15 protein-coding genes are annotated in these 22,866 nt (G+C 57.6%); 7 read left to right on the top strand and 8 right to left on the bottom strand.

Annotation, left to right across the window (positions count from 1 at the left end; genetic code table 11):
• The first annotated feature begins 6 nt into the window (after positions 1–6).
• From HRF49_05885 to HRF49_05875, 3 genes are all read left to right on the top strand, one after another.
• Positions 7–1,920, top strand: coding sequence for a YjbH domain-containing protein (locus HRF49_05885; protein MEP0814180.1), 1,914 nt, complete (start codon positions 7–9; stop codon positions 1,918–1,920).
• 269 nt (positions 1,921–2,189) lie between these two features.
• Positions 2,190–3,362 carry a hypothetical protein gene (locus HRF49_05880; protein ID MEP0814179.1) on the top strand — a complete coding sequence of 391 codons (1,173 nt, stop codon included), beginning with the start codon at positions 2,190–2,192 and terminating at the stop codon, positions 3,360–3,362.
• Between the two features lie 243 nt (positions 3,363–3,605).
• Positions 3,606–6,590 (top strand): hypothetical protein, encoded by a 2,985-nt coding sequence (locus tag HRF49_05875; GenBank protein ID MEP0814178.1) that lies wholly within the window; start codon positions 3,606–3,608, stop codon positions 6,588–6,590.
• A gap of 460 nt (positions 6,591–7,050) precedes the next feature.
• Here HRF49_05875 and gatB read toward each other — a convergent pair whose 3' ends face one another.
• The 4 genes from gatB to secD are packed head-to-tail and all read right to left on the bottom strand — an operon-like array spanning position 7,051 to position 12,768.
• The gene (gene gatB, locus HRF49_05870) at positions 7,051–8,523 is read right to left on the bottom strand and encodes an Asp-tRNA(Asn)/Glu-tRNA(Gln) amidotransferase subunit GatB (protein MEP0814177.1); all 1,473 of its coding nucleotides are present in this window, start codon (positions 8,521–8,523) and stop codon (positions 7,051–7,053) included.
• Between the two features lie 29 nt (positions 8,524–8,552).
• The gene (gene recJ, locus HRF49_05865; GenBank protein MEP0814176.1) at positions 8,553–10,256 is read right to left on the bottom strand and encodes a single-stranded-DNA-specific exonuclease RecJ; all 1,704 of its coding nucleotides are present in this window, start codon (positions 10,254–10,256) and stop codon (positions 8,553–8,555) included.
• 17 nt (positions 10,257–10,273) lie between these two features.
• Complete coding sequence (secF, locus tag HRF49_05860) at positions 10,274–11,464, bottom strand: protein translocase subunit SecF (protein ID MEP0814175.1); 1,191 nt, start codon at positions 11,462–11,464, stop codon at positions 10,274–10,276.
• 53 nt (positions 11,465–11,517) lie between these two features.
• Entirely contained in the window at positions 11,518–12,768 is a 1,251-nt protein-coding gene (gene secD / locus HRF49_05855) for a protein translocase subunit SecD (GenBank protein ID MEP0814174.1), read from the bottom strand.
• Between the two features lie 214 nt (positions 12,769–12,982).
• Here secD and HRF49_05850 point away from each other — a divergent pair, with 214 nt between their 5' ends.
• A complete protein-coding gene (locus HRF49_05850) occupies positions 12,983–13,966 on the top strand; it encodes a hypothetical protein (protein MEP0814173.1) in 984 nt (327 codons plus the stop codon).
• 160 nt (positions 13,967–14,126) lie between these two features.
• Positions 14,127–16,568 (top strand): IPT/TIG domain-containing protein, encoded by a 2,442-nt coding sequence (locus tag HRF49_05845; protein ID MEP0814172.1) that lies wholly within the window; start codon positions 14,127–14,129, stop codon positions 16,566–16,568.
• 121 nt (positions 16,569–16,689) lie between these two features.
• On the opposite strand, the gene HRF49_05840 is transcribed toward HRF49_05845, so the two are convergent.
• From HRF49_05840 to csaB, 4 genes are all read right to left on the bottom strand, one after another.
• Complete coding sequence (locus tag HRF49_05840; protein ID MEP0814171.1) at positions 16,690–16,884, bottom strand: hypothetical protein; 195 nt, start codon at positions 16,882–16,884, stop codon at positions 16,690–16,692.
• Positions 16,885–16,913: 29 nt separating this feature from the next.
• On the bottom strand, positions 16,914–19,091 hold the full coding sequence (feoB, locus tag HRF49_05835; GenBank protein MEP0814170.1) for a ferrous iron transport protein B: 2,178 nt from the start codon (positions 19,089–19,091) through the stop codon (positions 16,914–16,916).
• A gap of 41 nt (positions 19,092–19,132) precedes the next feature.
• Positions 19,133–19,468, bottom strand: a complete 336-nt coding sequence (locus HRF49_05830) for a FeoA domain-containing protein (protein MEP0814169.1) — start codon at positions 19,466–19,468, stop codon at positions 19,133–19,135.
• A 272-nt stretch (positions 19,469–19,740) separates the two neighbouring features.
• Entirely contained in the window at positions 19,741–20,841 is a 1,101-nt protein-coding gene (gene csaB / locus HRF49_05825; GenBank protein ID MEP0814168.1) for a polysaccharide pyruvyl transferase CsaB, read from the bottom strand.
• A 94-nt stretch (positions 20,842–20,935) separates the two neighbouring features.
• Between csaB and HRF49_05820 the strand changes: the two genes are divergently transcribed.
• Positions 20,936–21,775: a hypothetical protein gene (locus HRF49_05820; protein MEP0814167.1), complete on the top strand. Its 840-nt coding sequence runs from the start codon at positions 20,936–20,938 to the stop codon at positions 21,773–21,775.
• 109 nt (positions 21,776–21,884) lie between these two features.
• The gene (locus HRF49_05815) at positions 21,885–22,835 is read left to right on the top strand and encodes a SurA N-terminal domain-containing protein (protein MEP0814166.1); all 951 of its coding nucleotides are present in this window, start codon (positions 21,885–21,887) and stop codon (positions 22,833–22,835) included.
• Positions 22,836–22,866 lie beyond the last annotated feature (31 nt).

Raw genomic sequence — 22,866 nt, 5'->3', positions numbered from 1 at the left:
AAAACATTGACGAAAACCGAAGGCCGCACGTCCTCCGGGACGGGGGCGCGCATCCTTTCCGCAACATCGATCCTTTTCATTATTAACTTATGCGCCGCGGCGGCGTTTTCGGAGCCCAATCTGGAAGGTGTTACAGGACTCATTAACATTCCCGACGCGCAGGTTTCGCCGGACGGCTGGGTCTATTTTGGATTCGGGGCGAACGAATACAACCGCGGCTCGGACACGTTCATCGGCGAGGAGCAGTGGAATCATTTCGTCAACATCGGTTTCCTGCCTCACCTGGAGTTGACGGGCAGGATGGCGCGCTTTCCGGATTACACCGAGCCGATTATTCCCGGATACGGCGACGCGAAGGACAGAACGGTAAGCGCAAAGATTCAGCCCGTCGCGGATTACAACGGATTTTCGTTCGCCGCTGGCGTAACCGATCTGGGAGGCGAATCCCAATACCAAAAGTCGTTTTACGGCGCGGTGGACAAGACGTTTTTCGATACGCTCAAGGTTACGCTGGGTGCGGGCAGCGACAACTTCGACGGCGTATTCGGGGGAGTGGACTGGGAGCCCGCGCCACGGTTGCATCTTTTGGGCGAGTACGACACCGAAGACTGGAACGCGGGGTTGCGCTATTCGCCGTGGGACTGGCTGTCGCTTTCCGTTTCGAGCCTGGGCGGCGAAGAATTCGGCGCTGGAATCACAGCGCGCTTCGACCTGACCGAGTACGAGCGCAGAAAGCCAACCGAACCGAAGCGTCCGATTGCGCGGCTGGAATCCGGAAGCAGTCAGGCCGATCCGCGGATTCTCGCCGAGGCGCTCGCGGACGAAGGATTCGAAAATGTGCGAGCTTTCCTGCAAGACGGCGAGCTGGTCGTCTATTACGAGAACCGGCGGTTCCTGCTGGAGGAACGCGCGCTGGCCGCGGTCGGCATCCTTTCCGCGATGCACGCGCCGCGGGAAGCGGAGCGCGTGCGCGTGGTCGCGCAGATAGACGGAATGCCTCACTTGGATTTCGTCGCGCCGCCGGATGCGATTCTTGCGTTCGCGCGCGGCGAGATTGACGAAGCGTCGTTCCGCGCGCAGGTGACCGTAAACAGGCACAGGGAAGCGCCAATCCCTGCGGGTGTGCGCACCGAGAACCGCAGCGGGGGCAAGGCCGACATCTTTTTGCGCCCAGGGCTGGACATCGACTTCGGGCGCGCGCTGGGGCCGTTCCGCCAGCGCGTATCCGCGTTCATCGATCCGGAGTTCGAAATCGGATACGGCTTCTCCGCGCGCGGCCGTTTCAGCTACGTCATCAACAACAACTTGAGCGAGGTTGACGATTTCAACACGGAGCGCGTCTGGCTCGGATGGGGCGGACGCCCCGGCGGAGTGAGCGTGCTCGCAAAGGCGGGGATTTTCGGAATTGACCTTACCGGCGCGCAGCTTGAAGCCGAAGCGGACATTGACAGCTTCGACGCTGTTCTTGGCGGAAACATAGCGTGGACGCGCGACGAGACCACGGATGCGGAATTCATGCAGGCGCTGGGCAAGTTCGAAAAGCGGTTCCCGGACTACGACCTGACCGCCCGAATCGTTGCGGGGCAGTTCCAGTTCGAGGACAAGGGAGCGCGCGTGGAAGCCACGCGCTATTTCGGCCCGGTGGAGGTCACGTTCTTCGCGTACGACGCCGGCAATCCGAATATCGAGGGCGGCGTTACGTTTTACGTACCGCTTCCGTTGTACGACGACGGCCCGCCCGCCGATCTGCGGTTCGGAGTCGCGCCCGACTGGGGATTCCAGTATCGCAGCGAGCTGGAAGGCCACGGGCAGGTGCTGACCGCGGGGCAGGAATTGTTCCGCTACCGGCGGCGGCTGCATCCGGATTACGTGTTGGAGCATTTGTTTGAATGGCGCCGGGCGGCGGGGTGGTTGAATTGACAAATTTGCGCTATAATGCCGCCGCCACCTTTGGCGTCGTACCAGGGGTTGAAGCTTGACGGGGAATCTGTTAGTATCTTCTTTGCTTCGGTGGCCGTTGCCTTTTGGTTTCGGTTTGCCGCGGTTGGGGCGGGAATGCCTTAAGGGAAAAAAGGCCGGTATGTGCCGATCGCCGTAGGGCGCTTGCTTTTGGCTGAATTACTGGCTATAATTGCTTTACGCTTTAGTGTGTAGTCATCCGCAAGACCATTTGCTTAAGGAGGAATGTTGTGAGAAGGAATCTGGTTTTCTTTGCGATCGCATGGGCTCTGGTCCTGCTCTTGCTCGCGTCCTGCGCGACCAAGAACGGCCGCGTATTCCTTGGCGGAGGATGGGACGGCCCGGAGGTCACGGGCGTCACGATCAATCCCGCCACGGGCCCGTATTATCCCGGCGATAGCGTGACTTTCACCGTCGCGGCCACAGCGACCGGCGGCGGAGTTCTCAGCTATTCCTGGAATTTTGGAACGTGGGCCACCGTTACTTCGGGCGGCACCACGGCTTCGGCGGTTGTCACGCTTGTCGGCCCGCCAAGCACGACGGCATATTCGGGAACCGTCACCGTTACCGAAACCGCGGAAGGCACCAGCCTTTCCAAGGATGCCAGCTTTACGCTGCTCATTGAGGTTATCCCCAATGTCGCGCCGGTTATTGATAGCCTGACGGCAAGCGGTTACGACATCACCGCGGTCTTCCACGATGACGATGGAGACGACATCTCCGTCGAATGGAGCTCCGACGTGGGAAGCGTTACGCCCGGTACAGCAGACAACACCGGTGCAACGGCCACCTTCGTTCCGCCGGCCGGCGAGACCGGAACAGCCGTAGTCACGCTCACCATCAATGACGGTGTCAACGCCGACGTCAGCGACACGGTTTCGATCGACTATGCGTTCGATCCGTTCGAAGGCGCGGTTACCGACAGCCTGTTCTTCGTCGTTGCTTCCGCGACGGACACCCAGGTCGTTCTGAACTTCTACATCAACCAGAACGCCAATCCGCTTGCGAACATCAACTCCATCCGTCTGCTCTGCAGCGCGGCGCCTTCGGCCGGCACGTTCGCGACCCCGACTGATGCCACCCCCGGCGGCAATTATTGGAAGAACCACAGCGGCGCGTTCCTGCCCCCGCCGATCATCCCGACCCCCACTTCGGCGTACACCGGATTTACGACGTTCGTGGACCTCGGAATGAACTGGGGCGGCAACACGTTCGAAGCCAGCGGTGCTTCCGCGATGGGCTGCATCGGCATCCTTACGCTGACTTTCGCCAGCGGCGGAACGGGAGTCAACTTCTCGCTTTCGAATGAGTCGAACCGCACGTACTATTCGGATCTCTCCACTGCGCAGTACCAGTGGGCGACCCTCGGCAAGCCCGGTTATCCCAACACGGGCGGTGCGTAATTAGGCATTAAACCGCGAAGGGGGAGTTCGCTCCCCCTTCGCTTCCCCTCATCGCCGTTGGCGTCGAGGGTTGTACGTTGGTAATTCGTTGTTGTTCCGCCGTATCCGCTTGGATGCGCGCGGAAGAGCGACCAATACTTTTAAGGGAGAGGATTGAGCATGAACCCGAGATTACTAAATGTCTTGCTCTTGGCCCTCCTCCTTGTTGCCCTGGTCGCCTGCGGGGGAGGTACAAAGAGCAGGATGATCGCCGGCGGGGCTAACCTCGCAGACGGCTCCTCCACGCAGGAAGGGATTACGGAGGATGGCTTTACGCTGATTCCTCGCGGAGGTTTGGATAAGGAATCATTTTCGCTATCCAGTGAGGAACTTGGCTCGGGAGAGGTAAAGGTCAATGTCGCGGCCGACGGCGCACGCGATCTGCCTTACGCCCTCTTCGAGTTGATTTACGACCCGGCAAAATTCAATCCCGTGTCCGTTGATTTCGGTGAATTCTTCGGCACGGAAGAGCTTTTGACGGCCGGCATTACAACCGTGGCCGGCAACGTCGGTCTTGGCGTTGTTCCCATTCATTACGATCAGAAGGAGCCCGTTTCCGGTTCCGGCACGATCGTCACGGTCACGTTTGAAAAGTCGCCTTACAGGGAAGTAAGCATCGGCAGGGTCGAAGCTTTCCTGCCGCGTGAGAGCGACGTTCAAATCGAGGGATTGGACGTAAACGATCAGGTTGCCGCGGTCCCGCAGGACATCGTCAAGTTGAGATGGCGCGAAGTCCTGGTGGGCGACGGCGACAGGAGCGGCGAAGTCGGCATCTCCGACCTTACGCCGATCGCCATTAACTTCTTGGAAGTTCCTTCGTCTACGCCGGAATCCACGATTTTCGACTATGACCAAAGCGATGAAGTCGGCGTTTCCGACATTACGCCGATCGCTTTGAATTACCTTCAGACCGTCACCGGTTACAACGTTTATTACAGCCTTTCCGACGACAAGTCCAACCCGACGTTGGACGGATCCGTGGATAGGGCCACCGCTGATCCCGGCGCATCGCTTAACGCCGAGGGTTTCGGAACGTATGTTTACGACATCCAGAATTTCGCTCCGGAAGGCGAGTCGTACTGGTTCTTCGTTCGCGGCGTGGACGGCGAAGGCGAGTCCCCAGCTGAAAGCTCGGCCATCGAAGTGCCCGGCGGCGGCGGCACTCAAAATCCGCCGTTACTCCTCGGCTTCACGGTGACGATTGACAACCCGCTGCTTCCCGATACGATCACCGCGCATCTGAATCCCGATGGCGATCTTCTGGACGCAAACGGAGATCCGCTCGGCAATCTCGACTTCATCGCGAATGAGACTTACGACTTCAACCTCGTAAGCGGCGATGTTTCGGTGTACGACCCGGAACAGAGCCAGTATCTGCCCCCCGCGGAGATGTTCCCGAGCGATCCGCTCTGGAGAGCGGTTTGGAACAATGTCACGTGGACTTCCGTCGTTACTTCCGGTCATCCTGATGCTCCGCTTCAGGACTTCCCGTTCTCTGTCAGCCCCGGCCCGTCCACATCCGCGACCGCGGGAGCGGACGATCCGTTCACCGTGGAAGTATCTGCAAACATCGGCGGCCCCGGCGGCGAGACGATGAATCTCACCATCAACGTGGGCGCCGATCCCAACGCGCCTTACCTTGCGGATGTCACGCCCACCGAAGTTGATTTCATTGACTACAACACCCAGCTTGTCCGCATTTTCTGCAACATGAACGAGGGCGTCGGCGGCACCGACAACTACACGTTCACATTGATTCCGGCGTTGTCGTTCTGGCCGCCGGATGATCCGAATCCTCCCACCAGTCCGACCGAGGTCAGCCTCGTCGAAGGTGTGGATGAATTCGATCTCGACCTCGGCGAATTCGTGGTTGTGGACCAGCCCAACGCGGAATTCGGAACCGAGCAGGTAATCGTATTCAAGGTTCCCGCATCCGTCGGCTGGGGCGCATGGCGTTTCCGCGCCGGCAATACGCTGGGACATCTTTCGAGCATCAACCACCCGCCGGTGGACGGCACAGCGCCCACGGACCTACACCTGGTCACGACCAACCTGGGCGTAACCCCGATTCCGCTGCGCATCTATCCGGTGGTCGTGGACAGCGAAGGCAATCAGGGCGTACACCGCATCGTGGTCTTCCCCGAGAATCCGCGCGTCCAAAAATACCCGAACATCGTTGACCAGCAGCTCGACGCTTCCCGCTACAACCAGACCTGGGTACGCGAGGAGTTTGACTCCGAGGGCAACAAGTGCGGCTATTTCTTCCCGTGGATCGGCGATCCTCTCGATCCCGAAGCTCCTCCGCCCGAGCCGCATGCGCGCATCTACACCGAAGATCCATTTACGGGTCCCGGCGGCTCCTTCGTTCACAATCAGGCTGCCTGGGTGGCGACCACCCAGCTTGCGGAGCAGCAGGACAACCCCGGCCTGATATTCTGCACGGACTGGAGCGCCCGTACGTGGAACAGGCTCGTCATCGACACCACACAGCTGCCTGTTGACACCTATTACATCGCGGTGTTCGCGGCCGGCGGCGGCGGCTTCCCGGTCGGCGGCGCGACGTTCGTCAAGCAGGCCAATCCCGCACCGCCCAGCGGCGATCCGCCGGTGATCCACGCGATCGCGGACGCTGACATCGTGTTCGACCATGACCGCGACAACGTCAAGGATTCGCCTTGGCCCTTCATCGAGTACCCGGATGCGTTCGGTGTTACGTTCGATTGGGCGCAGAAGCAGGATCCGGCGCTGTTCATCGTGGCCGACTTTATTCAGCCCGATGTCGAATTTGACAGCACTACGCTCGACTATCACGATACTTCGGTCCAGCTCTTCAACGAGGAAGGCGGCTTGCCCGGCAACCCGGTTCAGCGCATCCTCGGCGGGTTGAATTACAGCCCGTCTCCCAACGCCGGCATATCCACTTTCAAGCCCTACGCGATTACTTCCGGCCCGCATATGGATCCGGGCGACCTGCCCGGCATCGGCGAGCCCGGCGCGCAGTTCACTGAAAACGATTCCGGCTGGATTGTATTCCCGCTGACGGAAATCAACCCGTTCATTCTGGACAACGGCCGCTGGTATGTCGGCGTGGCGATTTGGAATTACGGCGTCACTCCGCAATCCTGGGTGCCCAATCCCGCAGCCCCCTTTGCGATTCCGTTCTCGGTTGCCAATTACTCGGCAGGATAGTGTCGGCTTGAGCGGATTTTGAAGATTTGAACTTCCCCCCGGAGCGATCCGGGGGGATTTTTTTTTGCGTTTCCTAAATCGAAATTTACGGCGAAAGTTATGTGGGTTTCTTTGGGGCGCATCCGGCATCGCCTGGACGCAAAAAGCGGCCGCAGACTTGCGGAAGCTGAATTGTTGAGATTCGCTCGCCGACGGGGCGATAATGGATGCCCCTTACGCGCCTCGCTCCGGACGCGAAAAAGCGGCGCCTGCCCCTTCCCCTTGGGCCTTACCACCAGGCCCGGCAATTACCAGAAATGATTCCGAATGTCGCCGGGTACGCTCTTCAGGCGCCGCCGGACAAATCTTACCCAAACTGACGCTGCTTTCGCAACTGCTTTCCGCATTCGGAAGCAAAATCCGCAACAGACAACCCCGCCGCCTCGCTGTGAAAAGGATATTTGCCCGCGGTACGCAATTCTTATTGCGGGCTTGACAGCTCTTTTTCAAGCAATTCCCGAACCTTCGCGGCGTCAGCCGCTCCCTTCGTTTTCTTCATAACTTGGCCGACGAGAACCATTATCGCGTTCGTCTTTCCGGATTTGTAATCGGCGACCGGACGCGGATTTTCGGCGATGGCTTCGCTCACGGCCGCGGTCAACGCGTTTTCTCCGGCGGACTCCGCCGCTATGCCGGCGGATGAGATCAACGACTCGGCCGATGCGCCTTCCGCGGCCATTTTTTCGAAAATCAGTTTGGCCTGCGCGTTGTTTATTTTCCCGGCCGCCAGTGCGCCAAGCAGCGCCGCCGTTTCGCCGCGATCGGCAATAAAACGGTCTCCCAGCTCGGTTCTCCACCGGCTGATTTCGCCCAGCACCCAGTTCGCGACGAGCTTCGCGTCGGACACTTTTGCGGCCAGCGCCTCATACCATTCCAGGTTCGAGGGATTTCCCGCGATGTTGGCCGCGTCGTAATCCGACAAGCCGTCGCGCACCGCGAGCTTTTTTCGAATCGCGTACGCGGTGCGCTCCGCGAACGCGGCGGCTTCATTCAGCATCGCATCCGTCACAGAAAGCGGCGGCAGATCCGGCTCGTCGAAATAGCGATAGTCGTCCGCGGTTTCCTTCGTTCGCATCGCGACCGTCGCGCGCGCTCCCTCGTCCCAGCGCATGGTTTGGGCCAGTACGCGGCCTCCGCGCTCCCATTCTGCGGCCTGGCGCGCGATTTCGAATTCCACCGCCTTTTTTAACGTGGCGAATGAATTAAGATTTTTTAGCTCCACTTTCGCCCTAAGCTCGTCCGTGCCCGCCGGACGAACGCTGACGTTCGGCTCGCACCGCATCTGGCCAAGCTCCATGTTCGCACCGCTGACGCCGAGATATACGAGCGTCAGGCGCAGCTCTTCAAGGAATGACACAGCCTCGTCCGGCGTGCGGAAGCACGGCTCGGTGACGATTTCGAGAAGCGGGACTCCCGAGCGGTTGAAGTCCACGAGCGTGGAGCCGTCGGGCAGGTGGAACGACTTGCCAGTGTCCTCCTCCAGGTGCATCCGCACAAGCCGCGCTTCGCGCGTCTCCCAAGGCGACTTGCGCGATTCACGATGGAAGTAAGCCAGCGCACCGCCGGATGCCAGCGGTATTTCGTATTGGCTGATCTGATATCCCTTGGGGAGGTCGGGATAAAAATAGTTCTTTCGGGCGAATACGTTTTTGGGCGCGACGCGAGCGCGCGCGGCCGCGGCCAGCCGCAGCGCAAGCTCCACGCTTTTCCTGTTCAATACGGGAAGAGTGCCGGGATGCCCGAGGCAGACGGGACATACATACTTGTTCGCGTCCGCGGGATCGTTTGTGAAGATCGCGGGGCAGGAGCAGAACTGCTTTGCGGCAGTCGCTATCTGCACGTGGATTTCAAGGCCGATTACGGCTTCCCAGATTGTCTTGAGCGCTTCGGACATGACCCGCGCAGTATAGGGCATGCGGACGGCTAGCGCGAAGAAGGAACCGCGTCCAGAAGTTGGCAGCGCACCGAGCGTACGCCGCCGTAGAAGTCCGGCTTGAGCGCGACCGCTATGTCGTAGGGCGCGCCTTCCTTGAAGCGCGCGGCGATGTGGCTCATTCTGAATCCCACTGCCTTGAACCTGGTGCCTCCTTGTTCGATGTTGCAAACCAGCGTCGTGCCGTTTCGTCCGATCGCGCGCGGGGCTTCGATCATGCATTGCCGGAGTGCGAAAACGGGCGCGGGATTGCCTTCGCCCGTCGGCTCCAATCGCAGCAGGCTGTCAAGATCGACGGCCGCCATTTCGGCCGCGGATGCTTCGGCGTCAATCTGCAATTCTCCGTTGCCCGCAATTTGCTGCGCCGCCGCAATCGCGCCGCAAAACGCTTCCCTGAAGGCTTCGAGCGAATCAGGCGACAGCGAAATCCCGGCGGCCGAAGGATGCCCTCCGAACTTGTCCAGGTGCGCGGCGGAGGCCTCCAGCGCGGCGCGCAGGTCCCAGCCCGCGGGCGCGCGCGCGCTGCCGCGGATGCCTCCGTCCTCGCCATGCGCGCAAGAGAGCACGACCGCGGGTTTTCCGAAGGTTTCCGCGATTTGCGCCGCGACTATTCCAAGCACCCCGGCGTGCCAGTGCTCGCAGAAAAGCACATGAGCGGGCGCGCCGCGGTCTTCAGAAGCCATGCGAGCGGCTTCTTCGAAAACGCGCTCCTGAACCAGCTGGCGTTCCGAATTCAGCCCTTTGATTTGATGGGCGATTTGGCGCGCTTCGTCGGCGGACTTCGCTTCGAAAAGCGAAAATGCGAGCCGCGGAGAGAGCATTCTGCCGCACGCGTTCAGCGCGGGAATGACGCCGAAAGCAAGCTGCTCCGCGGTGGGCGCAGCGCCCGTTCCCACTCCGGTCGCTTCCAACAGGGCGCGCAGCCCCGGATTGGTCGTGTCCCACATTTGATCAATGCCGTGCCTGACGATAGCGCGGTTCACACCAATCAGCGCCATCGAATCCGCGATCGTCGCGAGCGCGACGATTTCAAGCCAACGGTTCGCGGCCTCGCCGCGATCGCGGCCGCGCTTCCAAAAAAGCTCCCCGGCGAGTCCGAGCGCAACTGCGGCGCCGCAGGGATTTGCCGCGGTGGATTCGCCGCCGCTCGTCGCGTTTTCCCGCAGAAGCGGATTAACTATGACGGTATCAGGAAGCGTATCGCCAAGAGTGTGGTGGTCGGTGATTACGATATCCAAACCCATGGCGCGCGCGGCCTCGACCTCCGCGATCGAGCCTATGCCGCAGTCCACGGTTACGACCATTCCGTAGCCGGCATTCTTTGCCCGCTCCAATGCGGCGACGGAAAGACCGTAGCCTTCCCCGAATCTGGACGGAAGGTAAACGTTAGACTTCGCCGCTAGCGTTTTGAGCGCTCCGAAAAGGACGGTGGACGCTGCTATCCCGTCAACGTCGTAATCGCCGTACACAAGTATCGGAGTGCGCGCATCCAGCGCCGAAAGCACGCGCGACGCGGCCTCCTCGAGATTGGGCAGCAGTCCGCGGATATCAATCAATTCCCGCGGCGGGTCCAAATACAAAGCTATTTCATCGGGATGGGCGAGATTTCTCGACAGAAGCGCGCGGGATATCGCGATTGGCAGTCCGAAGTCCGCAGAAACGCGCGCGGCTGACTCCGGATTTTGGCTTCTCACATTCCATGCGGCCACCGTTAACGGCGGCGCGCCTTGCCCTTTTTGGCGCGCTTGCGTTCACGCGCGGCTTCGTCTTCCGCGGCGGTTCCTTTTATTTGTTCATCCTGGACTTCGTCGCCGAATTCCGGCTCTATAGATTCGGCTTTCGACACCGCGGCTGCCGCCGCGGCGGGACGAGCGGGCTTGGTTTTGCGGTCGGCGGGCGCGGGCGATGAGGAAAATTCCGCCGCAGCGACGGATTTGGCCGTGCGGGCTTCTTCCTTTCCTCTAAACATTATGATGAGAGGCGTCGCGATGAAGATGGAGCTGTACGCCCCGCTGACGATACCGATGAGCATCGCGACAGCGAAATCGCGGATCGATTCGCCGCCGAAAAAGATCAGACCAAGAAGCATTATCACGACCGTAACAACGGTGTTGATGCTACGCGTCAGCGTTTGCGTGAGGGAGAGGTTGCATAGCTGATTGAATTCGAGCGTCGGGTACTTTTTCATGTTTTCGCGTATTCGGTCGTAAATAATAATCGTGTCGTTGATGGAGTATCCGATGATGGTGAGGATGACCGCGATGAAACTCTGGCTGATTTCAAGCTTCATCAGCGCGGCGCCCCCGAGCGTTATCATCACGTCGTGAAGCAGCGCCAGGATTGCAGAGATCGCGAACAGGAAGTTGCCGAACCGGAAGAAGATGTAAATCAATATCAGCGCGCTTCCTATGGCGAGCGCAACGATGGCTTTGTTTATCAACTCCTTGCCGACGGTCGGGCCCACGTAATCCTGGCTTTTCAGCTCGAAGCCTTCGAACTTCTCCTTCAGTTCCTCTTTCATTTTGACGAGGTTGTCTTCGCGCTGGGTGTTTTGCTGCTCCGGAGTGGCGGTCGGATCGAATTTTATGCGGGTTCGAATCTCGATGGAACGCGACAGACCGCCTTCCTGGACAACCTGGACTACGGGCTCTACCGAGGAGTACTTGGACGCGATGTCGAAAATTTCCTTGGAGGTGACGTCCTTGCCGACTGTTCCGGCGATCAAATCGCCGCCCGTGTAATCGATTCCGTAATTGAAGGGCGCGTTGATGTGGGGGTTGTTCTTGTTCATCACCATTCCGGCGACGCCTATGCCGATGACGACGAGGCTTATCGCGATCCACAGTGCCGAAAATTGGACGAACGGAATGGGCTTGATTTTAAGCGGGTCTCTTTCAATCACAACAGTGCTCCGTGTCCGGCGAGAGCGCCGGTGCTTGTTTGATCATTTTCAACTCACGCATACAGCTTCGGGTTGCGAACGCTGACAGAAATTTGTGTAAGGAAAAACCGGGTGACGAACACCGCGCTGAAGAACGAAATGAGGATTCCCAGAGTAAGCGTCACAGCAAATCCCTTGATTGGGCCGCTGCCGTAAATGTAAAGGACGACTGCAGCCAGGATTGTGGTCAGGTTTGCGTCGAATATGGCCACCCAAGCTCGCGCGAAGGCCGCCTCGACCGCGGCCGAAAGCGTTTTGCCCCACGCAAGCTCTTCTTTCAGCCGCTCGAAAATTAGGATGTTCGCGTCGATGGCCATACCGATGGACAGCAGGAATCCCGCGATGCCGGGCAGCGTAAGCGTCGCGTCGAACAGCGAAAGGTAACCGAGTACGAGAACGACATAAAGCAGCAGCGTGACGTCGCTGATTAGCCCGGGCAGCCTGTACAGAATGGCCATAAAAATGAGTATCACAAGGAAACCGAACGCACCGGCGATTTTGCTTGCTTCAAGCGATTCCCGGCCTAGCGTCGGCCCAACGATCCTGTTCTGAAGGATAACGACGGGAACGGGAAGGCGGCCGGCGTCAAGCTGGCGCGCAAGCAGGTCGGCGTCGTCCACCGTGAAATTGCCTTCGATTATTCCGCTGCCGCCCCAGATCGCCGAGCGAAAAACGGGATTCGAAATGACCTTTTTGTCCAGAAGGATCGCCATATGCTTGCCGACGTTCTCCGAGGAAATGCGGCCGAAAGTATCCGCGGCTTCCTTTTTGAATTCGAACGCGATAATCGGCTTGCCCGAATTCCACGCCATATCGGCCTGCTTCAAATCGTCCCCGGTCAGCACGACGTTGTACTTGCCGCTTGCTATGTCCTCAGAAAGGTCGGTGCCGTTTTCAAAAGATTCGACTCCGGTCAATACAAATTCGAGCAGAGCCGTCTGGCCGATAAGCTTGTTGAGCTTGTCGGGATCGTCCTCGCCCGGTACTTGAAGGCTGATCCGGTCGTCGCCTACGCGGTTGAGATTGATCTCTTTGATCCCCTGCGGATCGACGCGGTTTCTGATGACTTCCATCGCCCCCACCATCTGCTCATCGGTAACGGCGCCTTCGGTCGGCTGGGCCTGCAAAAGCACGTCGGCTCCGCCCTGCAAATCAAGTCCAAGGTTGAGTATCGGAAGCTGTTTGTAGTTGCGGTAAATAGGCTGTGCGAGCGCAAGCAGAAGCACAACGCCGATAATCACCCAGTTTTTAATTCGATCTTGCATTAAAGTCTCCGAACTGTGTTCGTGCGCCCGCCTCGGCAGCGAAGCCGACAGCGATACGAACTTAATATTGTAGCAAAGCCGGAGTCGTTTGAAAAGTGGCGCGCGTCGACATGGAATCTCACCGGCTGATACACTGCCAGTGGCTCTTGGAAACCGCCTATTGCAGCAGTTAAGCCGTCTGCGATACGAAACCTTGCCATGTTAGAATTTTCGAGTGAGCGTACCCCTGCGCTACCGTATCCGAAACTGGTTTTTAAGAATATTGGCCCGCTTGGCGATATTTCTTGTGTGTCTGGTGCCGGAGCGGGCGGCTTATGCCTTTGCGAGAGGCGTCGCAGCGCTGGCCGGAGCTGTTTTGGCGGGCCATGTGCGAATCGGGAAGGCAAACGTAGCGCTCGTATTGGGCACCGAAAGCGGCGCCGAGAGGGCAAGGATCGTCCGTGCTTCCCTTGTGAATCTGGCGTACACCATGATCGAGTTCATCCGGATGGGAAAGTATCCGGGCGAACGTGTAAAAGAAATGATCGTCGAGGAACGGGGCGGTGGCATCGCCGAGCTTCGACGGCTTTTGGAGGATGGCAAGGGATTAATCGGACTCGGAATGCACCTTGGAAACTGGGAGCTTTCCGGGGCGTACATAGCCTTGAGCGGCCTGCCGATGTACGCGGTTGGCAAGGAGCAGCGGGATCCTTATTTCACGAATCTGGCTTTTCCGTGGCGGGAAAGGCACGGTATCGTGAATATCTTCAGCGGCGCCAAACTGAATCCGAACATAGTCAGGGCGCTCAAAAACAACTGCGTGCTGGGGCTTTTGGCGGATCAAAACGGAGGGAAAACAGGGATATTCGCTCCGTTTTGCGGGATCGAGGCCAGCAACGTTGCGGGTCCGGCTGCCTTGCATCTCAAATTCGGAAGTCCGCTAGTGCCTATCGTTGCTTGGCGGATTTCGCCCGGCAAGCTGGTTTTCGAAGTCGGGCGGCCTGTGGAAACCGGAGATGTTTTGGCGGATGCGGCATCGCCCAATCCCTCTCTATCTCACGAGGAGCGGCTGCGGGAAGTGACCCGAAGAGTGAATTTGGCGTACGAGAAGCTGGTTCGGGAACATCCGGAGCAGTGGCTATGGATTCACAAAAGGTTCAAAACACGCCCGCCGGGCGAGCCGGATGTATATGCTCGTATGGCAGTAGGAGTGCGGTAGCGATTGCACACGAATTAAACTCCGGCGATTGTTAAGTCGGCCAAAATGGGTATAATGAAAGCGGTCGGCCGCGCGCGCGGCTGCGCTCTTGAGTTTTTGTTGATAATTGCGTATATTAGTCCCGCTTTTGGGATTAGTCACCGGGAGGCGACTGCCTGTCATGAAGGCTTCAACTCGTTTAAACTTGATTTGGTTTCTTACCCTGCTGGCCGGCGCGTTTTTGCTTTTGTTGGGATGCAACGGAGGCGATGGCAACGGCGGCGTAACCCCTCCGCCTGACGACGGGGGCGTTGTGGATCCCAGCCGGCCCAGCATATTCCGGCTGGTTCCCAACTCCGGCCCCGGCGGGACGGAGGTGATTGTTCAGGGAAGCAATTTCGGCGCCGAGAAGGGCACGTCGGTCGTAACTTTCAACGGTGTAACGCTCCAGGTTAAAACCGGAACCGACGGCAAACCGATGTGGAGCGACACCTCCATTACGGTAACGATTCCGACGGATGCGCGCACGGGCTTGATAGTGGTTACGAAAGGCGGAAAGCAAAGCTACGCGGGCAACAACGCGAAGTTCACGGTAACCGGCGGTACCGACCCGCTTCCCGCCGAAGGAGATCCCAGAATAACCGCCATTTCTCCATCTTCCGGGCCGCGCGGCAACACCCTGCAAGGCGATCCCTACACCGTCGTTTTGATCACCGGGGAGAATTTCGGAGAAAACCGGGGCTCTTCCACGGTGCGAATCGGCGGCGCGCTGTGCGACGTGGTGACAAAGTTCGATCCGATTAGCGGCGAATTCGAGGAGCTTTGGAGCAACTCGAACATAGAAGTCGCGGTGCCGATCGACGCTCCGCTGGGACCGCAGCCGGTGGTGGTCGAAGTGGGCGGCAAATCATCCAACACCGGATTTACGTTCACCGTCGAGGAGCAGCCGTCGACCGCAAGGTACGTAGAGCTTGCCAGCATCTCGCCCATGTCTGCTTCCGTCGGGGAAACCATATCCATCTATGGCAAAAACTTCGGCAACCAAATCGGCGCCAGTTATGTGACGTTCGACGGCAAGCGCGCACCGGTCGTTTCATGGTCGAACACTCTTGTCAAAGTCAACGTGCCGGACGGTGCCGAAACGGGAGAATTCAAAATCGTGGTAAACGAGATTTCGTATCCTCCCGGACCGTTCGATGACGCGCCTATGGATCCGGTGATATTTGTGGTCGTCGCCGACCCGGAGATAACGGGCGTTTCTCCCGTCAAAGTGATTCTCGGCGACAAGGTAACGCTGTTCGGGCAGCACTTCGGATACCAGCCCGGCAAAATCGATATATCAATGGGCGATTCGGCGACGATTGCCGCGTCGCAGTTCGATGGCAGCGACGCCAATTACTTTTGGTCGAATTCGCAAGTTACTTTCATAATGCCCCATACGCTGAAAGTGTCCGTCAATCCGGACGGCAGCTTCAAGCCGGGAAGCGTAAGGCTTACCACTTCCGACGGCAGGACTTCCCCCCAGCGGTCGATTTCGGTAAAGAATGCATTCGAAGGCGGATTGAAAGCCAGCTACAAATTCTTCGATCCTGTCTCGCAGATGAACGAATCCATTCCGACAACGGTTTACGCTGCCATAGCGGGTGTGCCCATTACTTTCGATGCTTTTGTGGTCGCAGGCGAGCCTTCGGCGTACACCTATGAATGGAATTTCGGCGACGGCGGAACGGGTACCGGGGCACAAACCGCTCATGCTTTCAGCGCTTCGGGTATTCCCGCGGGCGGATTCAAAGAATGCACGCCTACGGTTAAAATAACGCACACATCAAGCAAGAAAGTTTCGCTTTTCGTCGGGCATCCGCTCCAGATCGGAGGCTCTCAGGATACCGTGATTTCCAACATGGCTGTCACCAACGTACCCAACAACGAGCCTTCGTTCGATCCTCCGCTGAATTACGGCGGCATCGAAAGGCTGGGCCAGCCGAATCTCGGCAAGCGCATTGCCCATCTGGGCGACACCATCACGCTCAAGGGATTCAATTTCGGCGCAATTGAAGGGCGCGTCGAGATTGAGCGCCGCGACCAGCTTGGAACATTTTATTACGGCAACCTGGTTCTTTCGGGCGGTTACACTTGGAGCGACAACATCATCAACTTCTCCGTTTCCGAAATCAACGCCAACATGACGGGCAATGTTCGGGTGGAGCGCCTGGATATGGGTACCAAGAGCGTTAATTCCGTGCAGCTCGCGGTTGGGCCTCGTTTGTGGAATTCCGATCCGCCTTCACCTTCCGTTGTTGATGAAATAACCTTTTACACTTTCGATACGGAAGTCGTCGACAAGATTGACTGGCCGGGCGACGTCGCGCCGCGGAAAACCAGCCTGATCATTTCGATGCCGGGGCAGCCGCCGTTCATCGTTGAACCGGTGATAATATCCAACCTTTCGATTTCCTTCGACTTGAACAGCTGGAAGCCGGTTGACAACCTCGGAAGGCCGGTGGCGAAAACCCCAGGAACATGGTCGTTTTACATTTGGTCCAACGCGCTTGTGGACGGCAAAGCAACCGATCTGATCAACTCGGGGGTCATATCCCAGCCGTTTACGATTCCGATCAGCTGATCCGGATAAAGTGAATTGACAGCAAGCCCCGGTTACGGCCGGGGCTTTTTTTTTATGCGAGCGCTATTGGAAAATCAGCCGTGATAGTCCGGGGGGATTATCCCGCTGCGGCCAGGCAGGATCAGCGACCAATTTCCTTTTTGGAGCGTTTTTTGCGCTCTTCGTCCAAGAAGCCCGCAAAGGCGCTGCCTTTGTCGCAACAGCATCCGCTTCCGCCCCCGCAGCCGGATTTCAGATGAGTTGCAACGAAAAGCCTTCCCGCAGCCACTATAGCGGCGAAAAGCACAACACCCAGAATGGCATTCTCAAAAAACATGATTTCAAGGTCTCAATGGGCTTCAATCATCAGTTAAATCCAAGAAGCTTTCCGCCCTGATAAAACGCGAGGCTGACTCCGTAAGCAAGAACTGTGGTGTATGTCGCGGCGAAAAGAAACCACTTTCCGCTTGACAGTTCCTTCCGTTGAACTGCAAGCGTGGCCACGCAGGGAATGTACAGCAGCACGAAAAGAACGAGCGACAGCATTGAAAGCGGAGTGTACGCCTTGGCGCCGGAGGGCAGCGTCGCTTCTCGAAGAGCCGAACGTAGCCCTTCCCCCCCCTTGCCATTATCCGCAACGTTGAAAATCACGCCCATTGTAGATACGACGATTTCCTTGGCGAGAACTCCGCCGATCAAGGCGATTCCAATCCGCCAGTCGAAACCGAGCGGGGAAAGGGCTGGTTCAAGCCAGTGCCCGATCTTCCCGGCAATGCTGTTGTTCAGGTTCACGTGCGCGTTATTTGTTTCGAGCGCGGCGATTTCCGCGTCGCGGGCCGCTTCAAGCGATGCTACTTCGGTTTCCGCCGCCGACGCGATGCGGGCATCGTACATGGCCGCGATCGCAGCCGCGCCTGCTTCCGTCTCGCTTTTTGTCACGGTGACGGGGAAGTTCATCGCGTACCAAACCAAGACGGCACCCACGAGAATGAATGTGAACGCCTTTTTGATGTAATGCCTGGTATTCATCCACGCATGCGTCACGACGCCGCGCAAGGTGGGTGCAAGATAAGGCGGCAGCTCCAGGATCATCGGGCTGGTGGCGCCCTTAAACAAAAGGGTGCGAATCAACTTCGCAAGACCCAGCGTGAAAATCGCGCTCGCGATATAAATCGACCACAGTATACCGCCCGCAATTTTCGCCGGAAAGAACGCCCCGATCAAAAGCAGATAAACGGGCAACCTTGCGCTGCAGGTAACGAGGGGAATTACAAGAATTGAAATCAGCCTGTCCCGCCTGTCTTCAAGCACACGCGTCGCCATGATCGCGGGCACGTTGCATCCGAAGCCCATAATTATGGGCACGAACGCCTTTCCGGGCAGGCCGATGCGGGACATTATGCGCTCCATTATGAACGCCGCACGCGCCAAGTAGCCGCTGTCTTCCAGCAGGGCGATACCCGCGAAAAGGAAGAAGATATTTGGAACAAAAACGAGGACGGCTCCGACGCCTCCGATGACTCCGTCCACGGCTAGCGATTCCAAAAGCCCTCCGCCGAATCGTCCCGCAAGCGCGCCCGAAAGCCAGCCGAATGCCGTTTCGATCCATCCGACGAACGGCTCGGCCGCGACGAACACGCCGGTGAAAAGCGCCCACATAACCGCAAGGAAAATCGGAATCCCCGCAATCGGATGTGTAAGGAAATTGTCGAGCCTGTCCGAAAGGGATTTGACGTCCCGCCTTACCTTTTTCAATACTTGGCGGACAATGCCGCTTATAAAGCCGTATCTGCGTTGAGCGAGCGTGACTTCATATCCTTCACCCAGCGCCACTCGAAGCCTTTTCCGCGATTCCTCAAGCGCCGAAAGGACGGCCTTTGAATTCGCATGATGCTTTACAGCAAGCTCAACTTCGCGGTCGCCTTCCAGCAACTTGACGGCGGCCCAGCGCGCGCGCGGCCCCGAAAACGCGGGATCGCCGGCCAGCGTTTCCGCAATCGTTTCGATTTCGGCGTTCGCGTGCCGCCCGTAATCAATCTTGATGGCCCGCTGCTCGATTTTGCCCGCGTGCTCCGAAATCACGGATTGAAGCTCGCGCAGTCCCTTTCCATTGCGGGCCGACGTAGGCACCACGGGTACGCCGAGAAGTCTGGACATCAGATCGCAATCTATCCTGATTCCGTCCGCTTCGGCTCGATCCATCATATTCAGGCAAATTACAAGCGGGACGCCGAGTTCCATCAACTGGACGGTCAAAAACAGATTGCGATCCAAATTGCCCGCATCGAGAATGTCAACAACAAGATCGGGAGCCGTGTCGAGCAGGAATTTGCGTGCAACCAGCTCTTCCTGGCTGAATGCGGTCAGGCTGTAGGTTCCCGGCAGGTCTATGGCAATCGCGGATTTTCCGCAAACTTTCAGCCTTCCGGCGCGCGCCTCGACCGTCACCCCCGGAAAATTGCCAATGCTCTGGTGCGAGCCTGTAAGTTCGTTGAATACGGTGGATTTGCCGGTGTTCGGGGCGCCCGCAATAGCGATCGTCAACTCACTTCCGGTTTTTCCGAAAACGTGCATGTCGGCGGAAACTAGACAGCCATCTCCCCCCGCATTTCCGCCGCTTCGTTGGGCTCAAAAGTACTCCGGCCATCCAACGCGCTGGTCAAGACATTCATGCAGATGGATTTGGCCAGGCCTAATCTCGTATTGTCTATTTCCAGCAACAGCGGGCCGTTACCCGGGGAGTTTCTGAGCATTTTCACCTTTTTTCCCGGCATCAGACCGAATGCGGCAAGTCTTAACGCGATGCCCGGCGGCCCTTTGACGTCCTTGATTACGACCGATACGCCCTCGGAAACCGCCGCGAGGGGGGCGAAAATATTGATCGGCAGCTCCCCACCGGTTAAATCGGTTGTCCCTTCCAACGGAAAGTCAGAGGATTCACTCCCCGGTAACAGCGCGCCAAGGCGGGCATCCGCGTGTTTGCAGCCTCTGATTCGGGCGTGCCTGCAACGGTTTCGACCAGAAAAGAACATTTCGGCTCCGAGCTTATTGAGACTCAGTCTCAATTAATCTTATCCTTGCCTGCGTTGAACGTCAATCAGGCTCTTGTTTGGGCGTCAAATATCCGGCTTGTGAATTGGATATCAAAAGCCAAAAATAAAACAAGTATGCAATTGCGATGACGGAATCGAGGTTAGTCGAGCATTTCAACCAGCGCACGCGTATCCGATTTCGATGCAGTGATTGCATTTTCAAGCGCGGAGCCGCCGTATTCGGTTGAAATCGAATTCGCGGAGTCGGCGATCGCCCTGCCGACCGCTTTAGGATCAAAGCCATCGCTTTGAAAGCACTGTTTGTTGAATGAATTGGCGAAGGATTCCACCTTGGGATCGTAGCTGATCGCAACAAACGGCTTTGCTCTTAGAGCGGAAACCACGCATCCATGGAGTCGGAAGGAAAGCACCGCTGCGGCTCCGTCAAATGCGGCGAACGCGGAAAGCGGATTATCTGTTTCAGCGGTTATCATTTCCCCGCCGACCCGGCTTATCAGCTTTCTGCAAAGCTCGGAATCACGTCCCTTGTGCATGGCGAAAAACCGGTATATCGGCTTCCCGGTTTCGAATAAGTTTCCCGCGTAAATCAACGCCGTGGATAGCTGCGTCAGTTGGATTTCCGGATTGCCTGTTTCCCTCGGGCAGACAAGTATCACCGGTTCTTGTTTGGCGCCGCGTGCGATTTGACCTCTTTCATCGGGGCGGAGCGCGGAGCCGAGCGAGAAGGCGAAATCCGCGGTAACCTCGATTTTGGCTTTCGGACCCAACAAGGATGCAAGCAATTCTTTGCTGGCTTCATCCCTTACCGATATCCGATAAGCGCGCCGCAAAATGCGCGAACACGCGAGCCTCCCGATTTGGCTTTTAATCGGGCCTATCCCCTGCGCCAGCAAAAGCACGGGCTTTCCCAGCAATTGCGCCAGCCTGACGATGTTCAAATAGTATAAGAGGCTTTTCAGGCTGGTGGAATCCTGCAACAATCCTCCTCCGGGGGCGCATACAATATCCGACTGCCGTACGGCTTTATTGACCTCGGAAAGCTTGAGCCGCGGTATGAATGTCGCCGGAACCGGAAACTTTGGATATGGCTTTGTGGAAAGCACGGACAATTCGGCTTTTCCGGTTTCGATATGCTTTGCCAAACCGAGGGCGGCCGACCAGAGCAACAAGTCGTCTCCGTAATTGTCTTCGCCGAAGTAGCCGAACAAAAGCACTTTGCGCACGTGTGGATTATATGGCATAAACAAGGATGCCTCCCGCAATTCCAGACTTGGTGGAATTGGAACTTGGGCCTGTGATATGATTTATGTTCATTTCAGTTTTGAGAGGAACCGCGTGTATCGCAAGATTTTGATTTTGACGATTTTCATTTCGGCTGCTGCTATCGCTTCTTGCAACGGCCCGTCAACCGGCGGCTCGTCCGGCCTCACCGGAAGCAATCCGGAGCTTGTTGCTATCGTGGGGGATAGCCAGCTCAAGATTGGAGACCTGGTGGAAGACCAAGGCTTCAGGGATGCAGTGCAGCAGAAGGTTTTCGAGTATATGCTCAAGGACAAGCTTGCAAGAGAGCATAAAGCGCTTACTCAGGAGGATTACGATGAAGGGCTAAAGAAGCTTAAAGCGCGATTCGGAACTCCGGAGGAATTTGAACAACAGCTCAAGATGATGGGGCAAACCGAAGAGGACGTAAAAAGGCAAATGACAATCAGCTTCGCGATGGAGAAGCTGCTCAGGGACAGGATTGTAATTTCAGACGAGGATTTGCGGGATTACTTCGATACGCAGCACCAGATGGTTATTCAAAAGCATGGCGCCAACGCGAGGCTGACCCAGGAAGAGACCGAAAAGCTGACTTTCGAAGACGTCAAGGAAACCGCGAGGAATATGCTTTTCGACGAGCGTGCCAGTACGGAAGGCCAGACCGTGATCAAGGAAATCGTCCTCGAGTACAAGGGCAAGATCAAGCTGATGGGTCCTTTCCAAAATTTGAAATTCAACTGGACGCGTTATACCGGAGAAGAGGAAACGCCGCCGCCGCCGCCGCCCGCGGCTGCCGAGGATTCCGATTCGGACAAGCAACAATCGGAAGGCGAATCCGCGGACGAATCGGCCAAGGCGGACTCGGAAGCCGGCGGAGATACCGAGGCCGCCGATGAAAAGCAGCCGGAGGGCTAGATTGGGGAATTAAGCCTTTTGCTTTCGACTTAGCCGGGCGAACGGCCAATCTGTATTCCAGCGGCAACAGTCCGGATTGCGGAATGCAAATCCCCGGAATGGAGGCGAAATGAAAAAAAGCAAGTCCTTGGTATTCGCCATAGTTGCGGTTGTGGCGGTGGCGTTTGTCGCGTACCTGTTGTATCCGGCCGGAAAAAACGAATCGGCGACAAGTCCTGACTCAATGCTCCGTGGAGGAACAGGTGCGGTCAGCAAGCAAAAGGGCAAGCCCGTCGCGGTGGTAGAAGGAATTCAAATCCTTTCCGGCGAATTGGATGCGAGAACCGAACGCGAGCTGAATGACCTGGCCAACGCCGGGATGACCGTGACCGAAGAAATGAAAGTTCAAACCCGCCGCGAGCAGTTCGCCAAGATGGTCGTGGGCGTAGTCATAGACGTCCAGGCCAAAAAACTTGGCGTTGAATCAACGGACGAACAAGTAGATGCTGAAGTTAAGCAGATTATCGGCAAATTCGGCGGCGAGGAGGAGCTTTTGGCTGCCCTCGGGAGCATGGGAATGGCTCATGGAATAGGCTCGATCGAGGAATTTAAAAAGTGGAAAAAAAGCGACTTGAATAAAGTCGCCTTGATCGAAAAGGTCGGCGCCGACGTCACCGTGGACGAGGCCGCGCTTAAGCTTCAGTTCGCTCAATTGATGAAGGAATACGAGGCGTCAAGAGACGCCGGCAAGCCCGCGTTTCTTCCCGCTGGCAGTGAAGAGGAATTCATCGAGCGGGAGTTGATGCAAAAGCGGCTTGTGAAATTCGACAAGTTCATTGACGAAGCGTTGTTGGCGGCAGAGGTCAAAATCCTGTCCCCTGATTTGGAAGGCGCAATCGAGGAGTACGCAAAGTCCGAGCCGCCGAAACCGAATCCGCACGGCGGCGGACCGATGTCCGCTCACGGCGGCGGCGGAATGCCTGACCCGCACGGCGGCGGGGGAATGGCGAATCCGCACGGCGGAATGCCCCCCGGTCATCCTCCTGCGGACGGAAAATCCGGGAAAGGCTCGGGCGCTTGACAAGCCGACGGCGGCTTTAGGATAGATTTAG

The sequence above is a fragment of the bacterium genome, assembly GCA_039961635.1.
Lineage (GTDB): Bacteria > 4484-113 > 4484-113 > JAGGVC01 > JAGGVC01 > JABRWB01.
This window is presented reverse-complemented; position numbering and strand designations above follow the sequence as displayed.